Source organism: Xanthomonas arboricola pv. guizotiae (assembly GCF_002940205.1).
Lineage (GTDB): Bacteria > Pseudomonadota > Gammaproteobacteria > Xanthomonadales > Xanthomonadaceae > Xanthomonas > Xanthomonas arboricola_C.
In genome coordinates this window covers 72,714-93,008 of record NZ_MDSK01000011.1, presented here as the reverse complement: position 1 = coordinate 93,008, position 20,295 = coordinate 72,714, and the positions used below count along the sequence as shown (strand labels likewise).

At 68.1% G+C, this 20,295-nt stretch carries 13 protein-coding genes; 10 read left to right on the top strand and 3 right to left on the bottom strand.

The annotated features are described in order from the left end of the window. The first annotated feature begins 45 nt into the window (after positions 1–45). On the top strand, positions 46–2,148 hold the full coding sequence (locus tag XarbCFBP7408_RS08940; RefSeq protein ID WP_181106265.1) for a glycosyltransferase: 2,103 nt from the start codon (positions 46–48) through the stop codon (positions 2,146–2,148). A 60-nt stretch (positions 2,149–2,208) separates the two neighbouring features. Here XarbCFBP7408_RS08940 and XarbCFBP7408_RS22710 read toward each other — a convergent pair whose 3' ends face one another. Together XarbCFBP7408_RS22710 and XarbCFBP7408_RS08925 are read right to left on the bottom strand one after the other, a co-directional pair. Next, the gene (locus XarbCFBP7408_RS22710) at positions 2,209–3,723 is read right to left on the bottom strand and encodes a hypothetical protein (RefSeq protein ID WP_181106263.1); all 1,515 of its coding nucleotides are present in this window, start codon (positions 3,721–3,723) and stop codon (positions 2,209–2,211) included. A gap of 203 nt (positions 3,724–3,926) precedes the next feature. Beyond that, positions 3,927–6,110, bottom strand: coding sequence for a RelA/SpoT family protein (locus XarbCFBP7408_RS08925; RefSeq protein WP_181106261.1), 2,184 nt, complete (start codon positions 6,108–6,110; stop codon positions 3,927–3,929). Between the two features lie 285 nt (positions 6,111–6,395). Between XarbCFBP7408_RS08925 and pqqA the strand changes: the two genes are divergently transcribed. The 9 genes from pqqA (at position 6,396) to XarbCFBP7408_RS08885 (ending at position 15,850) form a co-directional block, all read left to right on the top strand. Next, complete coding sequence (gene pqqA / locus XarbCFBP7408_RS08920; protein WP_002812057.1) at positions 6,396–6,476, top strand: pyrroloquinoline quinone precursor peptide PqqA; 81 nt, start codon at positions 6,396–6,398, stop codon at positions 6,474–6,476. Positions 6,477–6,542: 66 nt separating this feature from the next. After that, positions 6,543–7,442 carry a pyrroloquinoline quinone biosynthesis protein PqqB gene (gene pqqB / locus XarbCFBP7408_RS08915; RefSeq protein ID WP_104562652.1) on the top strand — a complete coding sequence of 300 codons (900 nt, stop codon included), beginning with the start codon at positions 6,543–6,545 and terminating at the stop codon, positions 7,440–7,442. Further along, positions 7,439–8,191, top strand: coding sequence for a pyrroloquinoline-quinone synthase PqqC (pqqC, locus tag XarbCFBP7408_RS08910; RefSeq protein ID WP_104562651.1), 753 nt, complete (start codon positions 7,439–7,441; stop codon positions 8,189–8,191). The genes pqqB and pqqC overlap by 4 nt, the downstream gene beginning before the upstream one ends. Beyond that, positions 8,188–8,466, top strand: a complete 279-nt coding sequence (gene pqqD / locus XarbCFBP7408_RS22945) for a pyrroloquinoline quinone biosynthesis peptide chaperone PqqD (RefSeq protein WP_219820268.1) — start codon at positions 8,188–8,190, stop codon at positions 8,464–8,466. Before pqqC ends, pqqD begins: the two co-directional genes overlap by 4 nt. Further along, complete coding sequence (gene pqqE / locus XarbCFBP7408_RS08905; RefSeq protein WP_219820267.1) at positions 8,463–9,593, top strand: pyrroloquinoline quinone biosynthesis protein PqqE; 1,131 nt, start codon at positions 8,463–8,465, stop codon at positions 9,591–9,593. The genes pqqD and pqqE overlap by 4 nt, the downstream gene beginning before the upstream one ends. A 62-nt stretch (positions 9,594–9,655) precedes the next feature. Further along, positions 9,656–10,168 carry a hypothetical protein gene (locus XarbCFBP7408_RS08900; RefSeq protein WP_104562649.1) on the top strand — a complete coding sequence of 171 codons (513 nt, stop codon included), beginning with the start codon at positions 9,656–9,658 and terminating at the stop codon, positions 10,166–10,168. A gap of 62 nt (positions 10,169–10,230) precedes the next feature. Beyond that, positions 10,231–11,748: a PhoPQ-activated pathogenicity-related family protein gene (locus tag XarbCFBP7408_RS08895; protein WP_104562648.1), complete on the top strand. Its 1,518-nt coding sequence runs from the start codon at positions 10,231–10,233 to the stop codon at positions 11,746–11,748. Between the two features lie 331 nt (positions 11,749–12,079). After that, positions 12,080–13,114, top strand: coding sequence for a glucokinase family protein (locus XarbCFBP7408_RS08890; RefSeq protein ID WP_104562647.1), 1,035 nt, complete (start codon positions 12,080–12,082; stop codon positions 13,112–13,114). Between the two features lie 102 nt (positions 13,115–13,216). Further along, the gene (locus XarbCFBP7408_RS08885) at positions 13,217–15,850 is read left to right on the top strand and encodes a TonB-dependent receptor (RefSeq protein ID WP_104562646.1); all 2,634 of its coding nucleotides are present in this window, start codon (positions 13,217–13,219) and stop codon (positions 15,848–15,850) included. A 245-nt stretch (positions 15,851–16,095) separates the two neighbouring features. On the opposite strand, the gene hrpA is transcribed toward XarbCFBP7408_RS08885, so the two are convergent. Next, the gene (hrpA, locus tag XarbCFBP7408_RS08880; protein WP_104562645.1) at positions 16,096–20,217 is read right to left on the bottom strand and encodes an ATP-dependent RNA helicase HrpA; all 4,122 of its coding nucleotides are present in this window, start codon (positions 20,215–20,217) and stop codon (positions 16,096–16,098) included. Positions 20,218–20,295 lie beyond the last annotated feature (78 nt).

Sequence of the window (20,295 nt, the reverse complement as noted above, 5' to 3'; positions counted from 1 at the left end):
CTCGCCGGGTTTTCTTCGCCACGCCACGTCTGGAGTTCCAACGGAATGTCGATGTCCCTGGCCGATGCACGCTATCTGTTAAATCGCGTGCTTGGGCTGATTCACCGCAGCGTGGCGAGCATGCGCACACGCGGCTGGCGCGCCACCTGGCAGCGCATTCGCGTGCATACGCAGGCACCGCCGGTGGCGCTGGGCACGCCGCTGTGGTTGCCGGAGGCTGTACCGTTTGCCGCGTTTGCGGTCCCGCACAGCGACGCCCCGCGGGTGACGCTGGTGATTCCGGTCTACAACCACATCGCGCACACCCTGGCGTGCCTGCGCGCACTGGCAGCACATCCGCCGCTGCTGGAGGTGGAGATCATCGTCGTGGACGACGGCAGCAGCGACGCCACGCAGGCGCAGCTGCCGCTGGTGCAAGGGCTGCACTACCACCGGCGCGCCAGCAATGGCGGCTTCATCGCCGCCTGCAACGACGGCATCGCCCTGGCGCGCGGCGACTACGTGGTGCTGCTCAACAACGACACCATCCCGCAACCCGGCTGGCTGGATCGGCTGATCGACACGTTTGCCCAGCACCCCGGCGCCGGGCTGGTCGGCGCGCAGCTGGTGTACCCGGACGGACGCCTGCAGGAATCCGGCGGCGTGGTGTTCGCCGACGGCAGCGCCTGGAGCTACGGCCGCTTCGAATCGGCCGACGATCCGCGCCATGCCTATGTGCGTGCGATGGACTACTGCTCCGGTGCGGCCATCGCGCTGCCACGCGCGCTGTTGCAGACGCTGGGCGGGCTGGATCGCCGCTACATGCCGGCGTATTACGAAGACACCGACCTGGCGTTTGCGGTGCGTGCCGCCGGCTACCGGGTGCTGGTGCAGCCGGCCAGCGTGGTGGTGCACGACGAGGGCACCAGCAATGGCACCGACACCCGCACCGGGGTGAAGGCGTACCAGGTGCGCAACCAAGGCGTGTTCGCCGACAAGTGGCAGCAGGCGCTGGCAACGCAGCTGCCGGTCGGCACGGTCCCCGGCCCTGCGCTGCTGCATCGTGGCCAACGCCAGGTGCTGATCCTGGACGAATGCGTGCCGCAACCGGACCGCGACTCGGGCTCGTTGCGGCAGTTCAATCTGATCCGCCTGCTATGCGAAGAGGGCGCGCACGTGGTGTTCGTGCCGACCCGCCGCGAACACGCCGGACGGCACACGCAGGCACTGCAGCAACTGGGCGTGGAAGTCTGGTACGCGCCGTTCCTGGACGGCATCGGCAACTGGCTGCGCACGCACGGCCCACGGTTTGCGGTGGTGTTGCTGGTGCGTCACCACGTTGCGCATGCCTGCCTGCCGCTGCTCAGACAATACGCCCCGCAGGCGCGCACCCTGTTCGACACCGTCGACCTGCATTACCTGCGCGAGCGCCGCGGCGCCGCGCTGGCCGGCGATGCCAACCTGTTGCGCGCGGCCGAACGCACCCGCCTGCGCGAGCTGGAGATCATGGCCGCCACCGATGTCACGCTGCTGGTCTCGGCAGCCGAACAGGCGCAGCTGCAGGCGGATGCACCGCAGATCCGCACCGCCCTGCTCTCCAACCTGCATGAGGTGGCCGGCAGCGGCCGCCGCTTCGCGCAACGCCGCGACCTGGTGTTCGTCGGCGGCTTCCGGCATCCGCCCAATGTGGATGCGGTGCAGTGGTTCATCAGCGCGATCTTTCCGCAGGTGCGCGCGCAATTGCCGGAGGTGGTCTTCCACTGCATCGGCGCGGACATGCCGGCGGCGCTGACACTGCTGGCGGACGAATGCCCCGGCGTGCAATTGCACGGGCATGTGCCGGATCTGCTGCCGTTCATGGAGAATGCACGCATCGCGGTGGCGCCGCTGCGCTTCGGCGCCGGCGTCAAGGGCAAGATCAATCTGAGCATGGCGCACGGGCAACCGGTGGTCGGCACCACCTGTGCGGTGGAAGGCATGCATCTACGCGACGGCGAGGACGTCTGCGTGGCCGACGATGCCGAGGCCTTCGCCGCAGCGATCGTGCGCCTGTATCGCGATGCGGCGCTGTGGCAACGCCTGGCCGACAACGGGTTGCATAACGTGGCCCGGCATTTTTCGCTGGATGCGGCGCGTGGCACGGTGCGCGCGCTGTTTATCGCGGAGTGAGTGTGCGCCGGGCGCTCGGGGATGGCGCTGTGAGTGGCGCCGCCGAGGACAGCCGCTGCGTCACCGGTGCTCGGTCACGGCCTTGACCCGGCGCGTGAACTCGGCCAATTCCGGCAGCCCCGGATCCAGCTGGTGCGCCTCGTCCTGCGCGCGTCGTGCAAAGGCGGCGTCTTCCTGTCCCAGGCGCTCGCTGCCCACCGCAACCCAGCGTTGCGCAAGCCGTCGACGCGCGCCGGCCAGTGCATCACCATTGGGCGTTAGCGCCTGCCAGGCATCCAGACAGCCGCGCGCGGCACGCAGGCGGTTGTTGCGCAGCTCGTCCTCGAAGCAGCGCTGACTGGCCGGCACCACCCGTGCGGCGGCCTGCAGCACGCGTGGATCGCGCGGCGCCAGCGCCTGCGCGGCACGCACCGCGTCGTAGGCACTGGCGCCGGGCGGCGTCATCCACTGCTGCTGCGCTTCGGCAGCTGCCACCCGTTGCAGCAGCGCGCGCAGGCGGCGCTCGCGGGTACCGCGCGACAGCCCGGTCTCGGGGCTGCGCTGGGCATCGCGTGCACGCGCGATCGCCTGCTCGGCCTGCGCGATCGCGGCGGCGCCGGGCAGCAAGGTCTTGGCGTCCTGCAGCGACTGCAGCGCGGCATCGAACTGGAAATCTGCCGCCTGCCGGCCGGCTTGCGCGGCATATTCGCCGGCCACCTGCTCCAGCCCACGCTGGGCGGCCGCATCCGCCGGCTCGGCTGCCAGCACTGCGGTGAAATCGCGCGCGGCCGGTGCCAGCCGGCCACGCCGCAACAGGCCCTGCGCGCGCTGACGGCGCTGCTCCAGCGCACGGTGATAGTGACCTTCGGTCAGCGGCACATCGGCATGCCCGGCGTCATAGCGCTTGGCCGCGGCCAGCAGCATCGCCGCATCGGCCAGCGCATCGCGCGCCAGGGCCTGGCGCGCCTGCGCCAGCAGGTCGGTCAGGGCGTCCTCGCGCCCTTCCAGCGCATCGGTGCGGTCCGGTGCCAGGGTCAGGATGCGCTGATACAACGGCAGCGCGCTGTCCGGGCCGCCATCCAGGCGCCCTTGCCGTTGCGCGGACACCGCCTGTGCGAACAAGGCGTCCAACCCGGCCCGACGCGCCTGCAACTGGCGCAGGCGCAGTGCCACCGGTGCGATCTGCGCCTGCGGCACCTCCAGCGCGTTCGCCAGCGTCAAAGCGCGCTGCGCAGCAGCGGCGTCCCCGGCCGCAATCGCCGCGCGCGCCTGCACCACTGCGGCGGCACCGGTGCGCGCCAGCCCGGCGCGGGCTTCGCCACGATCGCTGTCCAGCGCAAGCGCAGCAGCGAACAGTTCGCGCGCGCCATTGCCATCGGCCGCACTGAGGTGGCCGCGCGACAGTGCCGCATCGCCCCGCTGCAGCAGTTGCTGGATGCGCGTGTCCGGCCACAGCCAATCGGCCAGCGGCTTGCGTAGCACGATCGTGGCCAGCAAGAGACAGGCGCACAAGGCCAGCACCACGCGCCATAGCGCGCGGCTGCGCAATGGTGCCCAGAGGCGAGGCGATCTTGCCCAGCGCGGAAGCGGGAGCATGCGGTAGCGTCCGTCCTTGGCGCGACCTGACGGGGACGCGTTCACCCGGTCATGGTAGCTGTCTGCTGCGAAGACGATGTGGGCTTGGGAATCGGGAATCGGGAATCGGGATTCGGGATTCGGGAAGCGGCAGGCGGGCACACCTTGCTTGCTGTGGGTGCGGTCTGTTTCCAGGCGATGGGCGCCGGCGGGCTGCGGCGCACTCAACCGAGTCGCCGCACCTCGTTGACGCCGGGCAAGGCATCCAGCTTGCCGAGCAGGCTGGACAGCTGGTCGTAGTCGCTGACCTTCAGGCGCAGGCGCAGTTGCGCCCTGCCGGTGTCGCGCACGTTGTCGCTGTTGATTTCCAGCACGTGCGCATCCTCCTGCGCGATCAGGTTGGTGATGTCCTTGAGCAGCCAGCGGCGGTCGACCGCGCGCACCTGCACATCCACCTCGTAGCCGCTGCCGGCCTGGCCCCACTCCACCGGCAACACCCGCTGCGGATGCGCCGCGGCCAGGCGCGACAACGCCGCGCAATCGGTGCGGTGCACGGTGATGCCGCGGCCGCGGGTCAGATAGCCGGCGATCGGCTCGCCTGCCACCGGCTGGCAGCAGCGCGCCAGCTGCACCAGCAGATTGCCCACGCCCTGCACGGTGAACTTGGACTTGCCCAGGCCGTCGCGGCGCGCGGTGGGCCGTGGCGGCGCCGGCACCGCCGGCTGCGAGGCGGCCCGCTCGGCTTCCAGCAGCGCACGGCTGACCTGGTTGGGCCCGGTATCGCCCAACGCCACCTGGATGTACAGATCGTCGACATTCTCGGCGTGGAACTTGCGCGTGGCCACGCTCAAATCGGCGTGCTGCAGGCCCAGCCGCTTGAGCTCGCGATCGAGCAGGTCCTTGCCGGCCTGTACGTTGCGCGCGCGGTCGAGCTTGTGGAACCAGGCGCGCACCTTGTCGCGCGAACGCCCGCTGGCCAGGAACCCGTTGGACGTCAGCAGCCAGTCGCGGCGTGGGTCGGCCTCCTTGGCGGTCATGATCTCCACCCGGTCGCCGCTGCGCAGCCGGTAGGTCAATGGCACGATGCGGTCGTTGACGCGCGCGCCGCGGCAGCGATGCCCCACCATGGTGTGCACGTGATAGGCGAAATCCAGCGGCGTGGCGCCCTGCGGCAGATCGATCACCTCGCCCTTGGGCGTCAGCGCATACACGCGGTCTTCGATCAGCTCGGCATCCAGCGCGCCGGCCAGTTCGCCGCGGTCGCCTTCCTGCACCTGCTCCAGCAACTGGCGCATCCACAGGATCTTGCGGTCGAAGGCTTTTTCGGCGCCCTTGCCGCCTTCCTTGTATTTCCAGTGCGCGGCCACGCCGAGCTCGGCCTGCGCATGCATCTCGTGGGTACGGATCTGGATTTCGATCGTGCGCCCTTCCGGGCCGACCACCGCGGTATGCAGCGAGCGGTAGTCGTTGGCCTTGGGCCGGGCGATGTAGTCGTCGAACTCGCTCGGCACCGGCGCCCACAGCGAGTGCACCGCCCCCAGCGCGGCATAGCAGGCGGCCACGTCGTCGACCATCACCCGCACCGCGCGGATGTCGTACAGCTGGTCGAAGGACAGGCGCTTTTTCTGCATCTTCCGCCAGATGCTGTAGATGTGCTTCGGCCGCCCGCTCACCTCCGCGCGCAGGCCCTGCTGGGCCAGCGTCGTCGACAGGGTGCGCTTGACCGCGTCCAGGTAGCGCTCGCGCGCCACCCGGGTTTCGTCCACCTCGCGGGCGATGCGGCGGTAGGTCTCCGGCTCCAGATGCCGGAACGCCAGGTCTTCCAGCTCCCACTTCACCTGCCAGATGCCCAGCCGGTTCGCCAGCGGCGCGTGGATGTCGCGGGTGAGCTGTGCCAGCGCGCGGCGTTGTTCTTCGCTGAGGCGGTCGGCCACGCGCATGCGCGCCAACTGGCGCGCCAGCAGGATCGGCACCACCCGCAGGTCGTGGATGATGGACAGCAACAGCCGCCGCAACCCTTCGCTGTTGCGCCCGGCCTCGCGCCCGGCATGCAGCGCCCAGACCTGGTCGGCCGCATCCAGGCCATCCAGCAGGCCTTCCACTGCCACCCGGCGCTCTGCCGGTTGCCACGGCAGGCCGGCGATTGCGCCGCGCAGCGCGGGCAGGTCGAACAGCAGTGCCGCAATCAGGGTGGCTTCGTCGGCGGCCAGCGACGCCAGCGCGTCCAGCGTGTCGGCGAGCAGCGCCCAGGCCACGTTCTCGCTCGGCGCCGGCAGCTGCTGCCAGGCCTGCGCCAGGGCGTCGCGCAGATCTGGCGCGATCGACGCGATGGCGGGGCGCTGCAGCAAGGCATGCAGGCGCTCGATTGAGGAACTGGTCACAGCGGTGGACACGGCGATGGGCAACAAGGGGCTGACAGCTACGGTAACGTGCGCGTCACCTTCTCCACAACGCGCAGTGCATTGTGGTCGGCGCAATGCCGCACGCTCGCGCTTATGGTCGGTTCACCCGCCAACGCCTTGATTCGCAACCGCTGTGCGCCGCTTGTGCGGCAACGCTGCAGGCCAATCGGCACGCTCGATCGGCTTTTTACATGCTTTTTACAACTCGCCCAAACCGCCTGCCTATCCTCCAGTGGCGTTGTCGCTGCGTCCTGCCGCGGCGACGTCATCCCATCAACTGCGAGGTAGCCGATGAAGACCTGGAAGAAGCCTGTCGTTCGTGAAGTCAACTGTGGCGCCGAGATCAACTGCTACGTCTCCGGCGAATTCTGAGCTCACCTGCCGCCCCTCCTCCCGATGCATGACCGGCAATCGCCGGCAGATAGGTCATAGTTCTTCATGCGCATCATCGTTCTGGGATCGGCGGCCGGCGGTGGGCACCCGCAGTGGAATTGCCACACACCCGCCAGCCGGCGGGCATGGCAGCAAGCCGACGGTGCCCAACGTCGTACCCAGGCCAGCATCGCCGTCAGTGCCGATGGCCAGCGCTGGGTCCTGATCAACGCCTCACCCGATTTCCGTCAACAAGTGCTTGCGACGCCCGCGCTCTGGCCGCAGCACGGTCTGCGGCATTCGCCGATCGAAGCGGTGCTGCTGACCAGCGGCGAGATCGACCATATCGCCGGATTGCTGTCGATGCGCGAGAGCCAGGCGTTCTCGCTGCATGCCAGCCACCGCGTGCTGGACCTGCTGTCGCAGAACCCCATCTTCGATGCGGTCAATCCCGCCTACGTGCAGCGCCATCCGTTTGCGCTGGACACACCGGTGTCGCTGCTGGGCCTGCAGCTCACACCGTTCTCGGTGCCCGGCAAGGTGCCGCTGTTCATGGAATCGCGCAGCGGCGGCGACCTGGCCGGCTCCAACGAAGAAACCCTCGGGCTGACCATCGACGATGGTCGGCACCGCGTGCATTACATTCCCGGCTGCGCGGCGATGACCGATGCCTTGCGCGCGCGCCTGCAAGGCGCCGAACTGGTGTTCTTCGACGGCACGCTGTGGCGCGACGACGAGATGGTGCAACTGGGCATCAGCCAGAAGACCGGCCAGCGCATGGGCCACATGAGCATCGACGGCCCCGACGGCACGATTGCCGCGTTCGCCCCGCTGGAGGTGGCGCGCAAGATCTTCATCCATCTCAACACCACCAATCCCGTGCTCGACACCCACTCGCCGGAGTACGCCAGCGCGCGTGCCAGCGGCTGGGACGTCGCGCACGACGGCCTGGAGATCATCCTGTGACCACCCTGCTCACCCCGGACCAGCTGGAGGCGGACCTGCGCGCCATCGGCGCCCGCCTGTACCACGACCAGCATCCCTTCCATGCGCTCCTGCACGAGGGCAAGCTCGATCGCGGCCAGGTCCAGGCCTGGGCGCTGAACCGCTTCGAATACCAGCGTTGCATTCCATTGAAGGACGCCGCAATCCTGGCGCGCATGGAAGACCCGGCGTTGCGGCGGGTCTGGCGGCAACGCATTCTCGATCATGACGGCAACAGCCCCGGCGATGGCGGCATCGCGCGTTGGCTGCACCTGACCGACGCGCTCGGCCTGGAGCGCGCGCTGGTGGAATCCGGCCGTGCGCTGCTGCCCGGCACCCGTTTTGCGGTGCAGGCCTACCTGCAGTTCGTGCGCGAAAAAAGCCTGCTCGAGGCGATCGCCTCCTCGCTGACCGAGCTGTTCGCCCCCAACATCATCGGCCGGCGCGTGGCCGGCATGCTCAAGCATTACGACTTCGTCTCGCCCGACGCGCTGGCCTATTTCGAGCATCGCCTGACCGAGGCGCCACGCGATTCGGATTTTGCGCTGGACTACGTCAAGCAGCACGCCGATACCGTCGAAAAACAGTCCCTGGTCAAGGCCGCGCTGCACTTCAAGTGCTCGGTGCTGTGGGCGCAGCTGGATGCATTGCACGTGGCCTACGTCGCCCCGGGCATCGTGTGGCCGGATGCGTTCGTGCCCGACCGCGACGCCAGCCGGGCCGCGGCGTGAGCAGCATCACCCGCGACAGCCAGCCGGCCCTGCGCGCAGGCGTGCGCCTGCAGCACGACCGCGCGCGTGACCAATGGGTGCTGCTGGCGCCGGAACGCGTGGTCGAGCTGGACGAGATCGCCCTGGTGGTGGCGCAGCGCTACGACGGCACGCGCTCGCTGGCGCAGATCGCGCAGGAACTGGCGGGCGAATTCGATGCCGACGCGGCCGATATCGAGCTCGATGTGATCGAGCTCACCGCCACGCTGCATCAGAAGCGTCTGCTGCGGCCATGAGCATCGCCCCGCCGCCACTGTCGGTGCTGCTGGAGCTGACCCATCGCTGCCCGCTGGCCTGCCCGTATTGCTCCAACCCGATCGCGTTGGCGGCGCTGCGCGAGGAAATGGACACCGCCGGCTGGCGCTCGCTGCTGCTGCAGGCCGCCGACATGGGCGTGCTGCAGGCGCACTTTTCCGGCGGCGAGCCGATGCTGCGCAAGGACCTGCCCGAACTGGTGGCGCATGCGCGTGCGCTCGGACTGTACAGCAACCTGATCACCTCCGGCGTGGCCGGCGGCGAGCCGATGCTGGACCAGCTGCAGGCCGCCGGACTGGAGCATGTGCAGCTGAGCGTGCAGGACGTCGACCCGGCCGGTGCCGACCGTATCGCCGGCTACCGCAACAGCCTGGCGAAGAAGCGCGAGTTCGCCGCCGCCGTGCGCGCGCGCGGCCTGCCGCTGACGCTCAACGCGGTACTGCATCGCCATAACGCCGAGCGCGTGCCCGGCATGATCGCGCTGGCGCTGGAATGGCAGGCCGAACGCATCGAAGTGGCGCACACCCAGTACTACGGCTGGGGCCTGCGCAATCGCGCCGCGCTGATGCCCAGCCGCGAGCAGCTGATGGCCACGATTGACGCGGTGGAAACCGCCCGCCGCGAGCTCGGCGACCGCCTGGCGATCGACTTCGTCACCCCCGATTACTACGCCCGCCAGCCCAAGCCGTGCATGGGTGGCTGGGGCCAGCGCTTCGTCAATATCTCCCCGCGTGGCGATGTGCTGCCCTGCCATGCGGCCGAGACCATCGACGGCATGCGCTTTGACAACCTGCGCGAGCGGTCGCTGGCCGACATCTGGAACAACGGCGAGGCCTTCGTGCGCTTCCGCGGCACCGCCTGGATGCCGGAGGTCTGCCAGGGCTGCCCCAAACGCGAGATCGACTGGGGCGGCTGCCGCTGCCAGGCGCTGGCGCTCAGTGGCGATGCCGCCACGCTGGACCCGGTCTGCGAACGTTCGCCGCGACACACCGAGGTACGCGCCACCGCCGAACGCGAGGCCGCCGCCCCGCCGCCGGAGTTCGTCTACCGCCGCCCCGGACGCGCGGCATCGGCCAGCACAGAGGCACGAGCCGCCGACGCACCATAGCCGGCTGCGGCAGGCGCGGGCTAGCGTCTACACTAGCCGCCTCTCCTGATCGGATGGCCTCCATGTCGCTCGCGCGCCGCATTCCCTTGCTGGTCTGCCTGACCCTCGCCCTGAACGCCGCTCCGGCCCTCGCGCAGCGCGCGGTGCAGGGCGACCTGCAGTCGCAGATGAGCGCCGAGCAGTTCAAGGCCGCCGGCCTGGACAAGCTCGATGCCGGCGAACTGGCCGCGCTCAACGACTGGCTGCAGGGCAAGGTCGCCAAGGAAGCGGCGGTCGTGGTCGAACAGGCCAAGGAAGCCGGCCGCCAGGAAGTGATCGTCAGGAACCGCGGCTTCTTCGACTTCGGCAGCAACGAGCCGATCGAGAGCACCATCGTCGGCGAGTTCAAGGGCTTTTCGAAGGGACGCGTGTACACGCTGGCCAATGGCCAGGACTGGGAGCAGACCGACGCTGCGACGTTGTCGGGCGTGCGCAAGCAGGCACCCAAGGTCAAGATCAAGCCGGGTCTGGTCGGCGTGTGGTATCTGCAGATCGAGGGCTACAACACGCAGGCCAAGGTGCGCCGGGTCAAGTAAGCGCGCCCGGGACACTGCCGGCCCGCCACCGCAGACTGCGGCAGCTCACCCGGAGAACACGCATGCGTTCGATGCCATGTTGCAGCCTGGCGTTGCTGGCGTTACTGGCCTGGTTTGCGGGCGTTGCGCCTGCAGATGCGGCCACTGCGCCCACCCTGTCAGCGCAGCAGTGCGCCGACGCGCCCGAGGTCGGCATCGACCAGGCGCTGGTGTGCTATCACGATGCCATCGAGCGCCAACCGCTGGTGTACCGGCGCGTGGCCACCCGCACGGTGGACGGTGTCGAAAGGCGCGATTACCTGCTGACCTCGCAGCAGTGGTCGCCGGAGGACCTGGTGCAGCCGGCCAGCTGGCAGCACGATGTGGCGATCTACGTCCCGGCCGATGCGTTGCCGACGCGTGCGCTGCTGATCTCCACCAATGGCACCCGCCAACCGGCCGATGGCGGCGCGCCACAACCGCCCAGCGAATTGCCGCCCGAGGCCCTGGCCGCATTGGCGCGGCGCAGCCGCACCGTGGTGATCGCGCTCGGCGATCTGCCCAGCCAGGCACTGACCTACCGCAACGATGGCAGGCCGCGCCGCGAGGACGACAGCGTCGCCTACAGCTGGTCGCTGTTCCTTGCATCGCCGCAACGACGCAAGACCATGCCGCTGCATGTGCCGATGGCCGCGGCGATCGCGCGCACCATGAGCCTGGCCGAACGCGAATTGGCGCCGTTGCAGGTCCGTCGCTTCATCCTCGCCGGCGCCTCCAAGCGTGGTTGGGCGAGCTGGCATGCCACCATCGCCGATGCGCGCGTGGAGGCCGTGGTGCCGTTCGTGATCGACATCCTCGATATGCCGGCGGTGCTCGAGCACATGTCCCGGGCCTATGGCGGCAACTGGCCGATCGCGTTCGGCGCCTACGCCAGGCAGGGAATCACCGCGCAACTGCACACACCGGCATTTGCGCAGCTGGTGCGACTGCAGGACCCGCTGAGTTATCTGCACACGCCGCAGCGCAAACGCTTGGCCGTGCCCAAGTACATCGTCAATGCCAGCGGCGACGATTTCTTCCTGCCGGACAACACGCAGTTCTTCTACGACGCGCTGCCCGGCAGCAAGGCGCTGCGCATGGTGCCCAACAGCACGCACAACGGCATCCGCGCCGCCATCGTCGACAGCCTGGTGCCCTTCGTGACCCGACTGCAGCAGCAGCGTGCATTGCCAAGGGTGCGTGATTCCCTGCACGCAGGCGAACACCCGCAGATCCGCTTCCGGTCGTCCGAGCGCCCTGCGCAATTGCGTCTGTGGCAGGCGCGCAACCCGGCGGCGCGCGACTTCCGCTATGCCTGCGGCATTCGTTACAGCGCCACGCCGATCGCACCTGCACGCGGCAACACGGTGTCGGTCCCGGTGCAGATTCCCGATGCCGGCTGGAGCGCGTACTTCGTCGAGGCCACCTACGCGGACGGCTTGGTCGCCACCAGCCAGGCCTACGTGCTCGGCAAGCAGCACTACCCGACGCAGGCGCCACCCACCGACGGCGCGGCCTGCAGCACCTTGCCGGGCAACGCCTCTGCGGCGGCTGCGCGCTGAACTGGCGACTGCGCGAGCGCTGACGCAACCAGGCTGTCGGTAGCCACCGCCGAGGCCAATATTGCTGTCACGGGGCGATGCCAGCGCCGCTCAGCGTCCAGATGGCGACAACAGACGTGGTGTTTGCGACGGCGCAGTAGCGCGTGCGCGCTCTCCCGCACTGCGCAATCACACCCACGCAGACAGCCCTGGAGTGAGCGATTTCGCACTCGAGCCCGCCAGCAAGATCGATCCAACCCGACTGAACCATTGACATCGTTGTCACCAACTCCTACACAGGCCGCTACTCGCCGATCGCATTGGCCGCTCGGACGACTCCAAAGGACTGCACGTGGCTGCGACTTCGCGTTCTGCTCTCGCTTCTGGCTTGCCTACCGCAGCGGTTGCCACCGGCTTCATCGCGGCCGACGTGGGTGGCACGCATGTGCGGGTCGGCCACATCGCGCGGGCAGGCGATGCTGCGACCGAGCTGTCGCATTACCGCACCTACCGCTGCGCCGAACACGCCAGTCTGGACGCCATCCTTGCCGACTTCCTGCAGCAACGGCGCGACGTCGAGGCGGTGGTGATCGCCAGTGCCGGGGTCGCGCTGGACGATGGCAGCTTCATCAGCAACAACCTGCCGTGGACGATTTCGCCTGGCCGCATTCGCGCCGCGCTCGCCGTGCCCAGCGTGCACCTGGTCAACGATTTCGAAGCGGTGGCCTACGCCGCACCGCTGATGGAACAACGCGCCGCGCTGCAACTGAGCGGGCCGACGCCGCGGCATGCGCGCGCCAGCGGCCCGATCCTGGTGGTCGGCCCCGGCACCGGGCTGGGTGCGGCGGTCTGGATCGATGCCAGGCCACGCGCGATCGTGCTCGCCACCGAGGCCGGCCAGGTCGCCCTGGCCAGCAACGACGAGATGGAACTGCAGATGCTGCGGATCCTGCTGCGTGGCGAGCGCTATCTGCCGCTCGAACATGTGCTGTCCGGGCCTGGCCTGCTGCATCTGTACGACGCCCTGTGCGAACTGCAGGGCGCCACGCCCCGCCATCGGCTGCCGGCCGCGATCACGCATGCCGCGCTGCACGAAGACGATGCGCTGGCACGCGATTGCCTGCAGGTCTTCTGCGCCATCCTGGGCAGCGCGGTCGGCGACATGGCGCTGGCCTACGGCGCCGGCGGCGGCATCTATCTGGCCGGCGGCATCTTGCCGACGATCGGGCCATTCCTGCAGACCAGCCGTTTTCGCGAGCGTTTTCTGGCCAAGGGACGCATGCGCGCGGTACTCGAACGCATTCCGGTCAAGTTGGTCGAGCACGGGCAGCTGGGCGTGCTTGGCGCGGCCAACTGGTATCTGCAGCACCACGCTGACCTGTCGTAAGCGATCCACCACCCGCTCGGCCCCGGGCGCGCGTCTGCAAGACCCCGCATCCGGCGAGCAGCAGCCCGCCGTCCATCCCCGTGCGTGATGAGGAGAGACATCATGAAATACAGCACCACCCTGCTGTCCAGCGCGATCGCGTTGTCGCTGGCATTCGCTGCGCAAGCCCAGGACGCGGTCGACCAGGCCACCGATCTGGATGCCGTGCAGGTGGTCGGCATCCGTGCCAGCCTGGAACAATCGCTAGACACCAAACGCAACAACGCCGGCATTTCCGAAGCCATCACCGCCGAAGACATCGGCAAGTTTCCAAGCACCAACGTGGCCGAGGCGCTGTCGCAGATTCCCGGCGTCACTCTGGACCGGCGCTTCGGCCAGGGCGAGCGCGTCAGCATCGACGGCACCGACCCCAGCCTCAATCTGTCCTTCCTGGACGGCCACCCGGTGGCGCAGGCGATCTGGCTCTACGGCGAGCAACCCAGCCGCGGATTCGACTACACCTTGCTGGCGCCGCAGATCCTGGGCCGCGCGGAAATCCTCAAATCCTCCGAAGCGCGCCTGACCGAAGGCAGCCTGGGCGGCACCGTGTTGATGCACACCCGGCAACCGCTGGACCTGGACGTCAACGAGGTGGCCGCCTCCATCGGCTACAGCTACAGCGCGCAGGCCAGCGAAGGCAAACCGAACGCGGCGCTGCTGTACAGCTGGAAGAACGCGGCCGACACCTTCGGCATCGCGGTGTCGGCGCAGCATTACGAAGAACGCGTCGATCGTCGCGGCATGGAAGTGTTCGGCTACGCGCCGGCCCGCACCTTCGCCAATGCCGCAGGCGGCGTGCCCGCCGATGCGGACGTGCCCAACTCGATCAACGCGGCCTGGTTCCAGCAGGATCGCGAGCGTGACAGCGCCGTGGTCAACCTGCAACTCAAGCCCAGCCAGGCGCTGGAATTCAACCTCAGCGGCCTGTACATCAACGAGAACTTCGACAACTACAACCAGTCGATGTACAGCTTTCTGACCTGGAATGCCGGCACGGTGGCGGCGGTGGACCAACTCGGCGGCCTGCGCAATGGCGTGGTGACCAGCGGGCATTCCGGCGCCAATGCCGACCCGCTCGGCGGCACCGTGATCTACGACAACAACGTGCGCGAATCGGAAGTCACCACCAAGGGCCTGGACCTGCGCGGCGCATTCCGCGGCGATGGCTGGGGATTGAATGGGCAGGTGGGCCAAAGCAGATCCGAGAACGAGGACCTGTCGCAGTATTTCATCGAGCCGTTCTACAACGGCGGCTTCAGCTGGGACACGCGGCGCGGCATCCGTTTCGACGATCCGGCGCGCGCGCGCGATCCGGCCAACTGGGGCTCGGCCGGCGGCTGGTTCGGCAATAACGGCATCTTTTCCACAGAAAGCAAGGACACCTACGGGCAACTCGATCTGAATCTGCGGTTCGACAGCGTGGTCAACCAACTGCTGCTGGGCGTGCGCCATGGCAGGCATGAGGAGCGCTTCGAGCTCAACGTCTATGGCGGCGTGACGCCGGGCACGCTGGCCGACGTGGGCACGATCGGACTGACCGATCTGCAGGATTTCTATCCGGACCACGGCCGGCATGTGCAGGCAGGCCGCAACAACGTGCTGAACTGGATCCGCAACAGCCCGGTCGACTACGGCGCACCGGATCCGGCCAGCTACCTCAACAACACCTGGGCGCTGCAGCAGACCAATAACGCCGCCTATGCGCAATTGAACTTCTCCGGCGGCGACCTGCGCGGCAATCTCGGGCTGCGTTATGTCGATTCGAAAACCGAGGGCAGCGGCTTCGTCTACAGCGGCACGCCCACACTGCAGAACGCCGACAGCCTGTGGCAGACCCGCACGCGCAAGGAGGATTTCCTGCTGCCCTCGCTCACGCTCTCCTACGAGGCCGCTGACGATTGGGTGTTCCGCTTTGCCGCGGCCAAGGTGATCGCCTGGGCACCGTACAACCAGATGGTCAACAACACCTTCCTCAACGACACCACGCTGACCGGCAGCGGCGGCAATGCCGAGCTGTCGCCGTACCAATCCTGGAACTTCAACCTGTCGGCCGAGTATTACTTCGCGCAGCAGTCGGTGGTGGCGTGGTCGCTGTTCTACAAGAAGATCGACAACTACATCGACACCAGCGCCAGCGTGGAGCGCCAGTACAACGCGCTGCGCGATACCGCGCCGCAGAGCTGGGCGCAGTTGCTCGGCAGCAACGGCTGCAGCGCCGATGGCTATTGCGATTACAGCATCCAGCGGCCACGCAATGCCGGCGATGGCAAGGTCAAGGGCTTCAACATCGCGTTCCAGCAGCCGTTCGGCGACAGCGGCTTCGGTTTGACCGCCAACTACACCTACGCCAATGGCGAAAACAACACCGGCGATGCCCTGCCCTACCAGTCGCGCAACAGCGTGGCAGTCAGCCCGTACTACGAAAAAGGCCCGCTCAACGCACGGCTGACCTACAACTGGCGCGACAGCTATCTGGCCGGCGGTTACGTGGCTGGCGCCGCGCCGGCAAGCGTGGATGACTACGCCGAACTCGGCGCGAGCATCGGCTATGCGTTCAGCCCGAACTGGTCGCTGCAGATCGACGCGCAGAACCTGCTGGACGAGCAATACCTGCAGTATCTTGGCGACACCGACCATTTGGCCGGCCGCTACAAGAGCGGGCGCCGATACATGGCAACCCTGCACATGAAATTCTGACAGCGGCTGGCAACCGGACGGCGCGCACCGCCAGGCGGTGCGGCCAATATCCGGAACCGGCATGTACCGGGCGTACACGCCGGTTCCGGGCATCGTCCACGCCGCGCTGACCACTGTGCGCTGGGTTGCGTTCACCGCTCAAAGCACAGCGCTCGGCCTGAGCGGCCAGCCGGTGGCAAAACCTCCGCCGACACAACGCGCTGGCGATGGCGGCAAGCCGTCGTCACCAGCGCCTCCGGCACCCGTCAGTTGCGCAACGCGGCCACCCGCTGCGACAGCTTCTTCGCCGACACGCCCGCTTTGGCACCCAGCTCCTGCGCGAACACCGACACGCGCAACTCCTCCAGGTCCCAGCGCAGCGACTGCCATTCATCACGTTGCTGCAGACCGCGCGCAGCCGCCTGGTCCAATGCATCCACGAATGGCTTGAGTTCGAGCATGCGCGCCTGGTCGCGGGCCGGATCGCGTTTGGCGCGCTCGGTCCGCAGGATCATCGCCTTGAGATAGCGCGGGTAATTGGCCAGCGCCTCGGCCGGTGTTTCGCGCAGGAAGCCGGCGTGCACCAGCGCGCGCAGCTGCTGCTCCATATCGTCCAGGTTGCCGCGCGCCCAGCCCATCAACGGCGCTTCCAGCAGGGGCTTGAGCTCGGCCACCGCAGCGAGAATGCTTTCGGCCAGATTCAGCCGTTCCATCGCCTCGCCGAACAGCCGCTTGATCGCCTCGTCGCGGCGCTGGGCAAAGGCACCGGGGTCGCGGATCGCGCCCAGACCATCGGCCAGCACCGCGTTGAGTGCGGCATCGACCAGATCGCCGCGCAGGCGCTCCTGCGACTCGATCGCCGCGTACAGCAGGCCGGTCTTGGGCGACACCGGCAACTGCTTGCGCGCCTGCTTGATCTTGTCGGCCAGCGCGATTTCCAGCAGCCGGCGCACCCCGCGCGGGTGCGCCTGCGCCGCCTCGTTGCGGTCGGCGAAGATGCGCAGCGCCGCGTCGTCGCCCTGATCCACCAGCGCCGGATACGCCGGCACGCCGGCTTCGCCGGCAACCTGTTCGGGAATCGGCGTGGACGGAAAATCGCGCAAGCCCTCGGCAGCCAGCGCACGCCCTGCACGCGCGGCGAACGCCTGGCCGGCACGCTCGCCAAAGCGTGCGCGCAATCCATCCAGATCGCGCGACTCGGCCAGCACCTTGCCGTCGTCATCGCGCAGGCGCAGGTTCATCAGCAGATGCGTGTCCAGCGACTCTTCGTCGAAATCCAGCGCCGCCACCTGCGTGCCGGTGGCCTTGGTCAGAAAGCGCGCCAGCTCGCCGCGGATGTCGTCGGCCGAGGCGACACTGTAGGCCTCGTAGAACGCGCGCCCGAAATCCGGGGCCGGCACATAGTTGCGCCGCTGCGCCTTGGGCAGGCTGCGAATCAAGGCCGATGCCTTGTCGGCAACGAAGCCCGGCGCCAGCCACGACAGCCGCGCCGGATCCAGCGCGTTGAGCAGGTGCAGCGGCACGTCCAGCGTCACGCCGTCATCGATGGCGCCCGGCTCGAAGCGGTAATGCAGCGGCAACCGCGCATCGCCCAGCGGGAAATACTTCGGGAAACGATCGGCCTCGCTGCCTTCGCCCGGCAACAGGTCGTTCAATGTCCAGTGCAGGCTGCGGCGCTTGTCCGGCGGCAGGGTTTTCCACCACGCATCCAGCCCGCTGGCCGAATGCAGGTCGGCCGGGATGCGGTCCAGGTACCAGCGCGCCTGCCAGTCCTCGTCGGCCACGATGCCGGCGCGGCGCAGCTTGGCTTCTTCTTCGCGCGCCTGTTCCAGCACCTTGAGGTTGTCGGCGATGAACGCCGCACGTGTGTTGATCTCGCCCGTGACCAGGCCCTGGCGTACGAACAGGTCATGCGCGCCGGCCGGGTCGATCTTGCCGAAATGGACCGGCTTCTTCGGTGCCAGCACCAGACCGAACAGGCTGATCTGTTCGGACGCCACCACCTGCCCCTGCGCACGCGACCAATGCGGGTCGAAGTGCTTGCGTGCCAGCAGGTGCCCCAGCTCGGCGATCGCCCAGTCCGGCTCGATCGCGGCGTTGGTCATCCCCCAGACTTTTTGCGTGTCCAGCAGCGTGGCCGCCAACATCCACGGCGGCGGCTTGCGTGCCAGTGCCGAGCCGGGGAACGGCACGAACCGGCGTTGCCGCGCGGCGAGAAAGTCGCCTTTTTCGGTGCGATGGCCGATCTGCGTGGGCAGGCCGGCCAGCAGCGCGCGATGCAAGGCCTGATACGCCGCAGCGCGTTCGCGCTCGCTGGTGCGTGCCGTGGCTTCGGCCGCTTCGGCCTGCTTGCCGCCAGCGGCAGCGCTGTGTTGTGCAGGTGGCGCGCCTGGATCCGGTTTGCCTTCGCGCGCCAGCCGCGCAGCGCGATGCAGCTGCCCGCGCATAGGCCGGTTGGCGTTGTGCCCATCCTCGCGCGCAGGCGCGCTGGCACCGGCCAGCAATGGCGCCAGCATCGCGGTAGCCGGCTCTTCGCTCCAACCCAGTTCTTCGCACAACAGGCGCAGCTGCCGATGCAGCTCACGCCATTCGCGCATGCGCAGGAAGCCGAGAAAATGCCGGTTGCACCAGTCGCGCAGCTTGGACTGGGTGAGATCTTCGTGCACCTGTCGGTACGCCTCCCACAACCGCAGGATGCCGACGAATTCCGAGCGTGCGTCGGCAAACAGCGCATGCGCGTTGTCGGCCGCTTCGCGTGCCTCGGGCGGGCGCTCGCGCGGATCCTGGATGCCCAGGAAGGCGGCGATGACGATCATCTCGCGCAGGCAACCATGCTGTTGCGCAGCCACCAGCATGCGCGCCAGCTTGACGTCCACCGGCAGGCGCGCCATCTGGCGGCCGGTCGCGGTCAGGCGGCGGTTGCCGTCGATCGCGCCCAGCTCCAGCAACTGCTGCCAGCCATCGGCGACCGCACGCTCGTCCGGTGCTTCCAGGAACGGGAAATCCTCGATCCGCCCCAGCCCCAGTTGCAGCATGCGCAGGATCACGCCCGACAGCGACGAGCGGCGGATTTCCGGATCGGTGAATGCCGGCCGCGCGGCAAAGTCCGCTTCGGCATACAGGCGGTAGCAGATGCCCTCGGCAATGCGCCCGCAGCGGCCCATGCGCTGGTTGGCGCTGGCCTGCGAGATCGGCTCGATATGCAGGCGGTCCAGCTTCTGGCGCGGGCTGTAGCGCTTGATCCGCGCAAAACCCGGGTCCACCACGTAACGGATGCGCGGCACCGTCAGCGAGGTTTCGGCCACATTGGTGGCCAGCACCAGGCGCCGACGCGGCCCCGGGTTGAACACGCGGTCCTGGTCGGCCGCCGACAGCCGCGCGTACAGCGGCACCACTTCGGTTTCGCGGTACTTGCGCCGTTCCAGCGACTGGTGCGCGTCGCGGATCTCGCGCTCGCCGGGCAGGAACATCAGCACGTCGCCACGCGGATCGATGCGGGTGATCTCGTCGATCGCCGCCACGATCGCATCGTTGACGGTGCGTTCGCCATCGCGGCCATTGCCACGCTCGCCGTCGTCAATGTCGCCGGCCTCGCCTTCGAGCGGCCGGTAGCGCACTTCGACCGGGAAGGTGCGGCCTTCCACATCGATCACCGGCGCATTGTCGAAATGCTGGGCGAAGCGCTCGGTATCGATGGTGGCCGAGGTGACGATCAACTTGAGATCGGAGCGCTTGTGCAGCAACTGCTTGAGATAGCCCAGCAAAAAATCGATGTTGAGGCTGCGTTCGTGTGCCTCGTCCACGATAATGGTGTCGTAGGCCGACAACCAGCGGTCGCTGGCGATCTCGGCCAGCAGGATGCCGTCGGTCATGAACTTGATCCGCGACTGCTCGCCGACCCGGTCGGTGAAGCGCACCTGGAAGCCCACCGTGGTGCCCAACGGCGTCTTCAGCTCCTCGGCCACGCGTGCCGCCACCGCGCGCGCGGCAATCCGGCGTGGCTGGGTGCAGCCGATCATGCCGGCCGCACCACGCCCGGCCGCCAGGCACAGCTTGGGCAGCTGGGTGGTCTTGCCCGAGCCGGTTTCGCCGGCGATGACGACCACTTGATGGTCACGGATCAGCGCGATGATGCGCTCGGCCTCGCGCGCGATCGGCAGTTGCTCATCGAGTGTGATGGCCGGCTGCTGCTCGGCGCGCGCCTGGCGTTGCGCCTGCGACGCCGCCAGCGCCTGCTCGAACGCCGCGCGCATCTGCGGGTTGCCGGGCTTGCCCTGCCAGCGCGACCATAGACCGAGCAGCCGGCCACGGTCGCGGCTCATCGCGCCATCGACGGCGCGGCGGCGCTCACGCAAGGTGTTGGCAAGGTCGGTGTCGATAGCGTTCATTGATGGAAAAATGTGAAAGATTGAATGACAACAGATCCTTTAGCCTGTCTATTGTGACCCGATATCAGTTTCCTCAGG

Coding starts and splice junctions, on each gene's coding strand:
- XarbCFBP7408_RS08940 (WP_181106265.1), top strand. CDS start 46: ATGTCGATGTCCCTGGCCGATGCACGCTATCTGTTAAATCGCGTGCTT.
- XarbCFBP7408_RS22710 (WP_181106263.1), bottom strand. CDS start 3,723: ATGCTCCCGCTTCCGCGCTGGGCAAGATCGCCTCGCCTCTGGGCACCA.
- pqqA (WP_002812057.1), top strand. CDS start 6,396: ATGAAGACCTGGAAGAAGCCTGTCGTTCGTGAAGTCAACTGTGGCGCC.
- pqqB (WP_104562652.1), top strand. CDS start 6,543: ATGCGCATCATCGTTCTGGGATCGGCGGCCGGCGGTGGGCACCCGCAG.
- pqqE (WP_219820267.1), top strand. CDS start 8,463: ATGAGCATCGCCCCGCCGCCACTGTCGGTGCTGCTGGAGCTGACCCAT.
- XarbCFBP7408_RS08900 (WP_104562649.1), top strand. CDS start 9,656: ATGTCGCTCGCGCGCCGCATTCCCTTGCTGGTCTGCCTGACCCTCGCC.
- XarbCFBP7408_RS08895 (WP_104562648.1), top strand. CDS start 10,231: ATGCGTTCGATGCCATGTTGCAGCCTGGCGTTGCTGGCGTTACTGGCC.
- XarbCFBP7408_RS08885 (WP_104562646.1), top strand. CDS start 13,217: ATGAAATACAGCACCACCCTGCTGTCCAGCGCGATCGCGTTGTCGCTG.
- hrpA (WP_104562645.1), bottom strand. CDS start 20,217: ATGAACGCTATCGACACCGACCTTGCCAACACCTTGCGTGAGCGCCGC.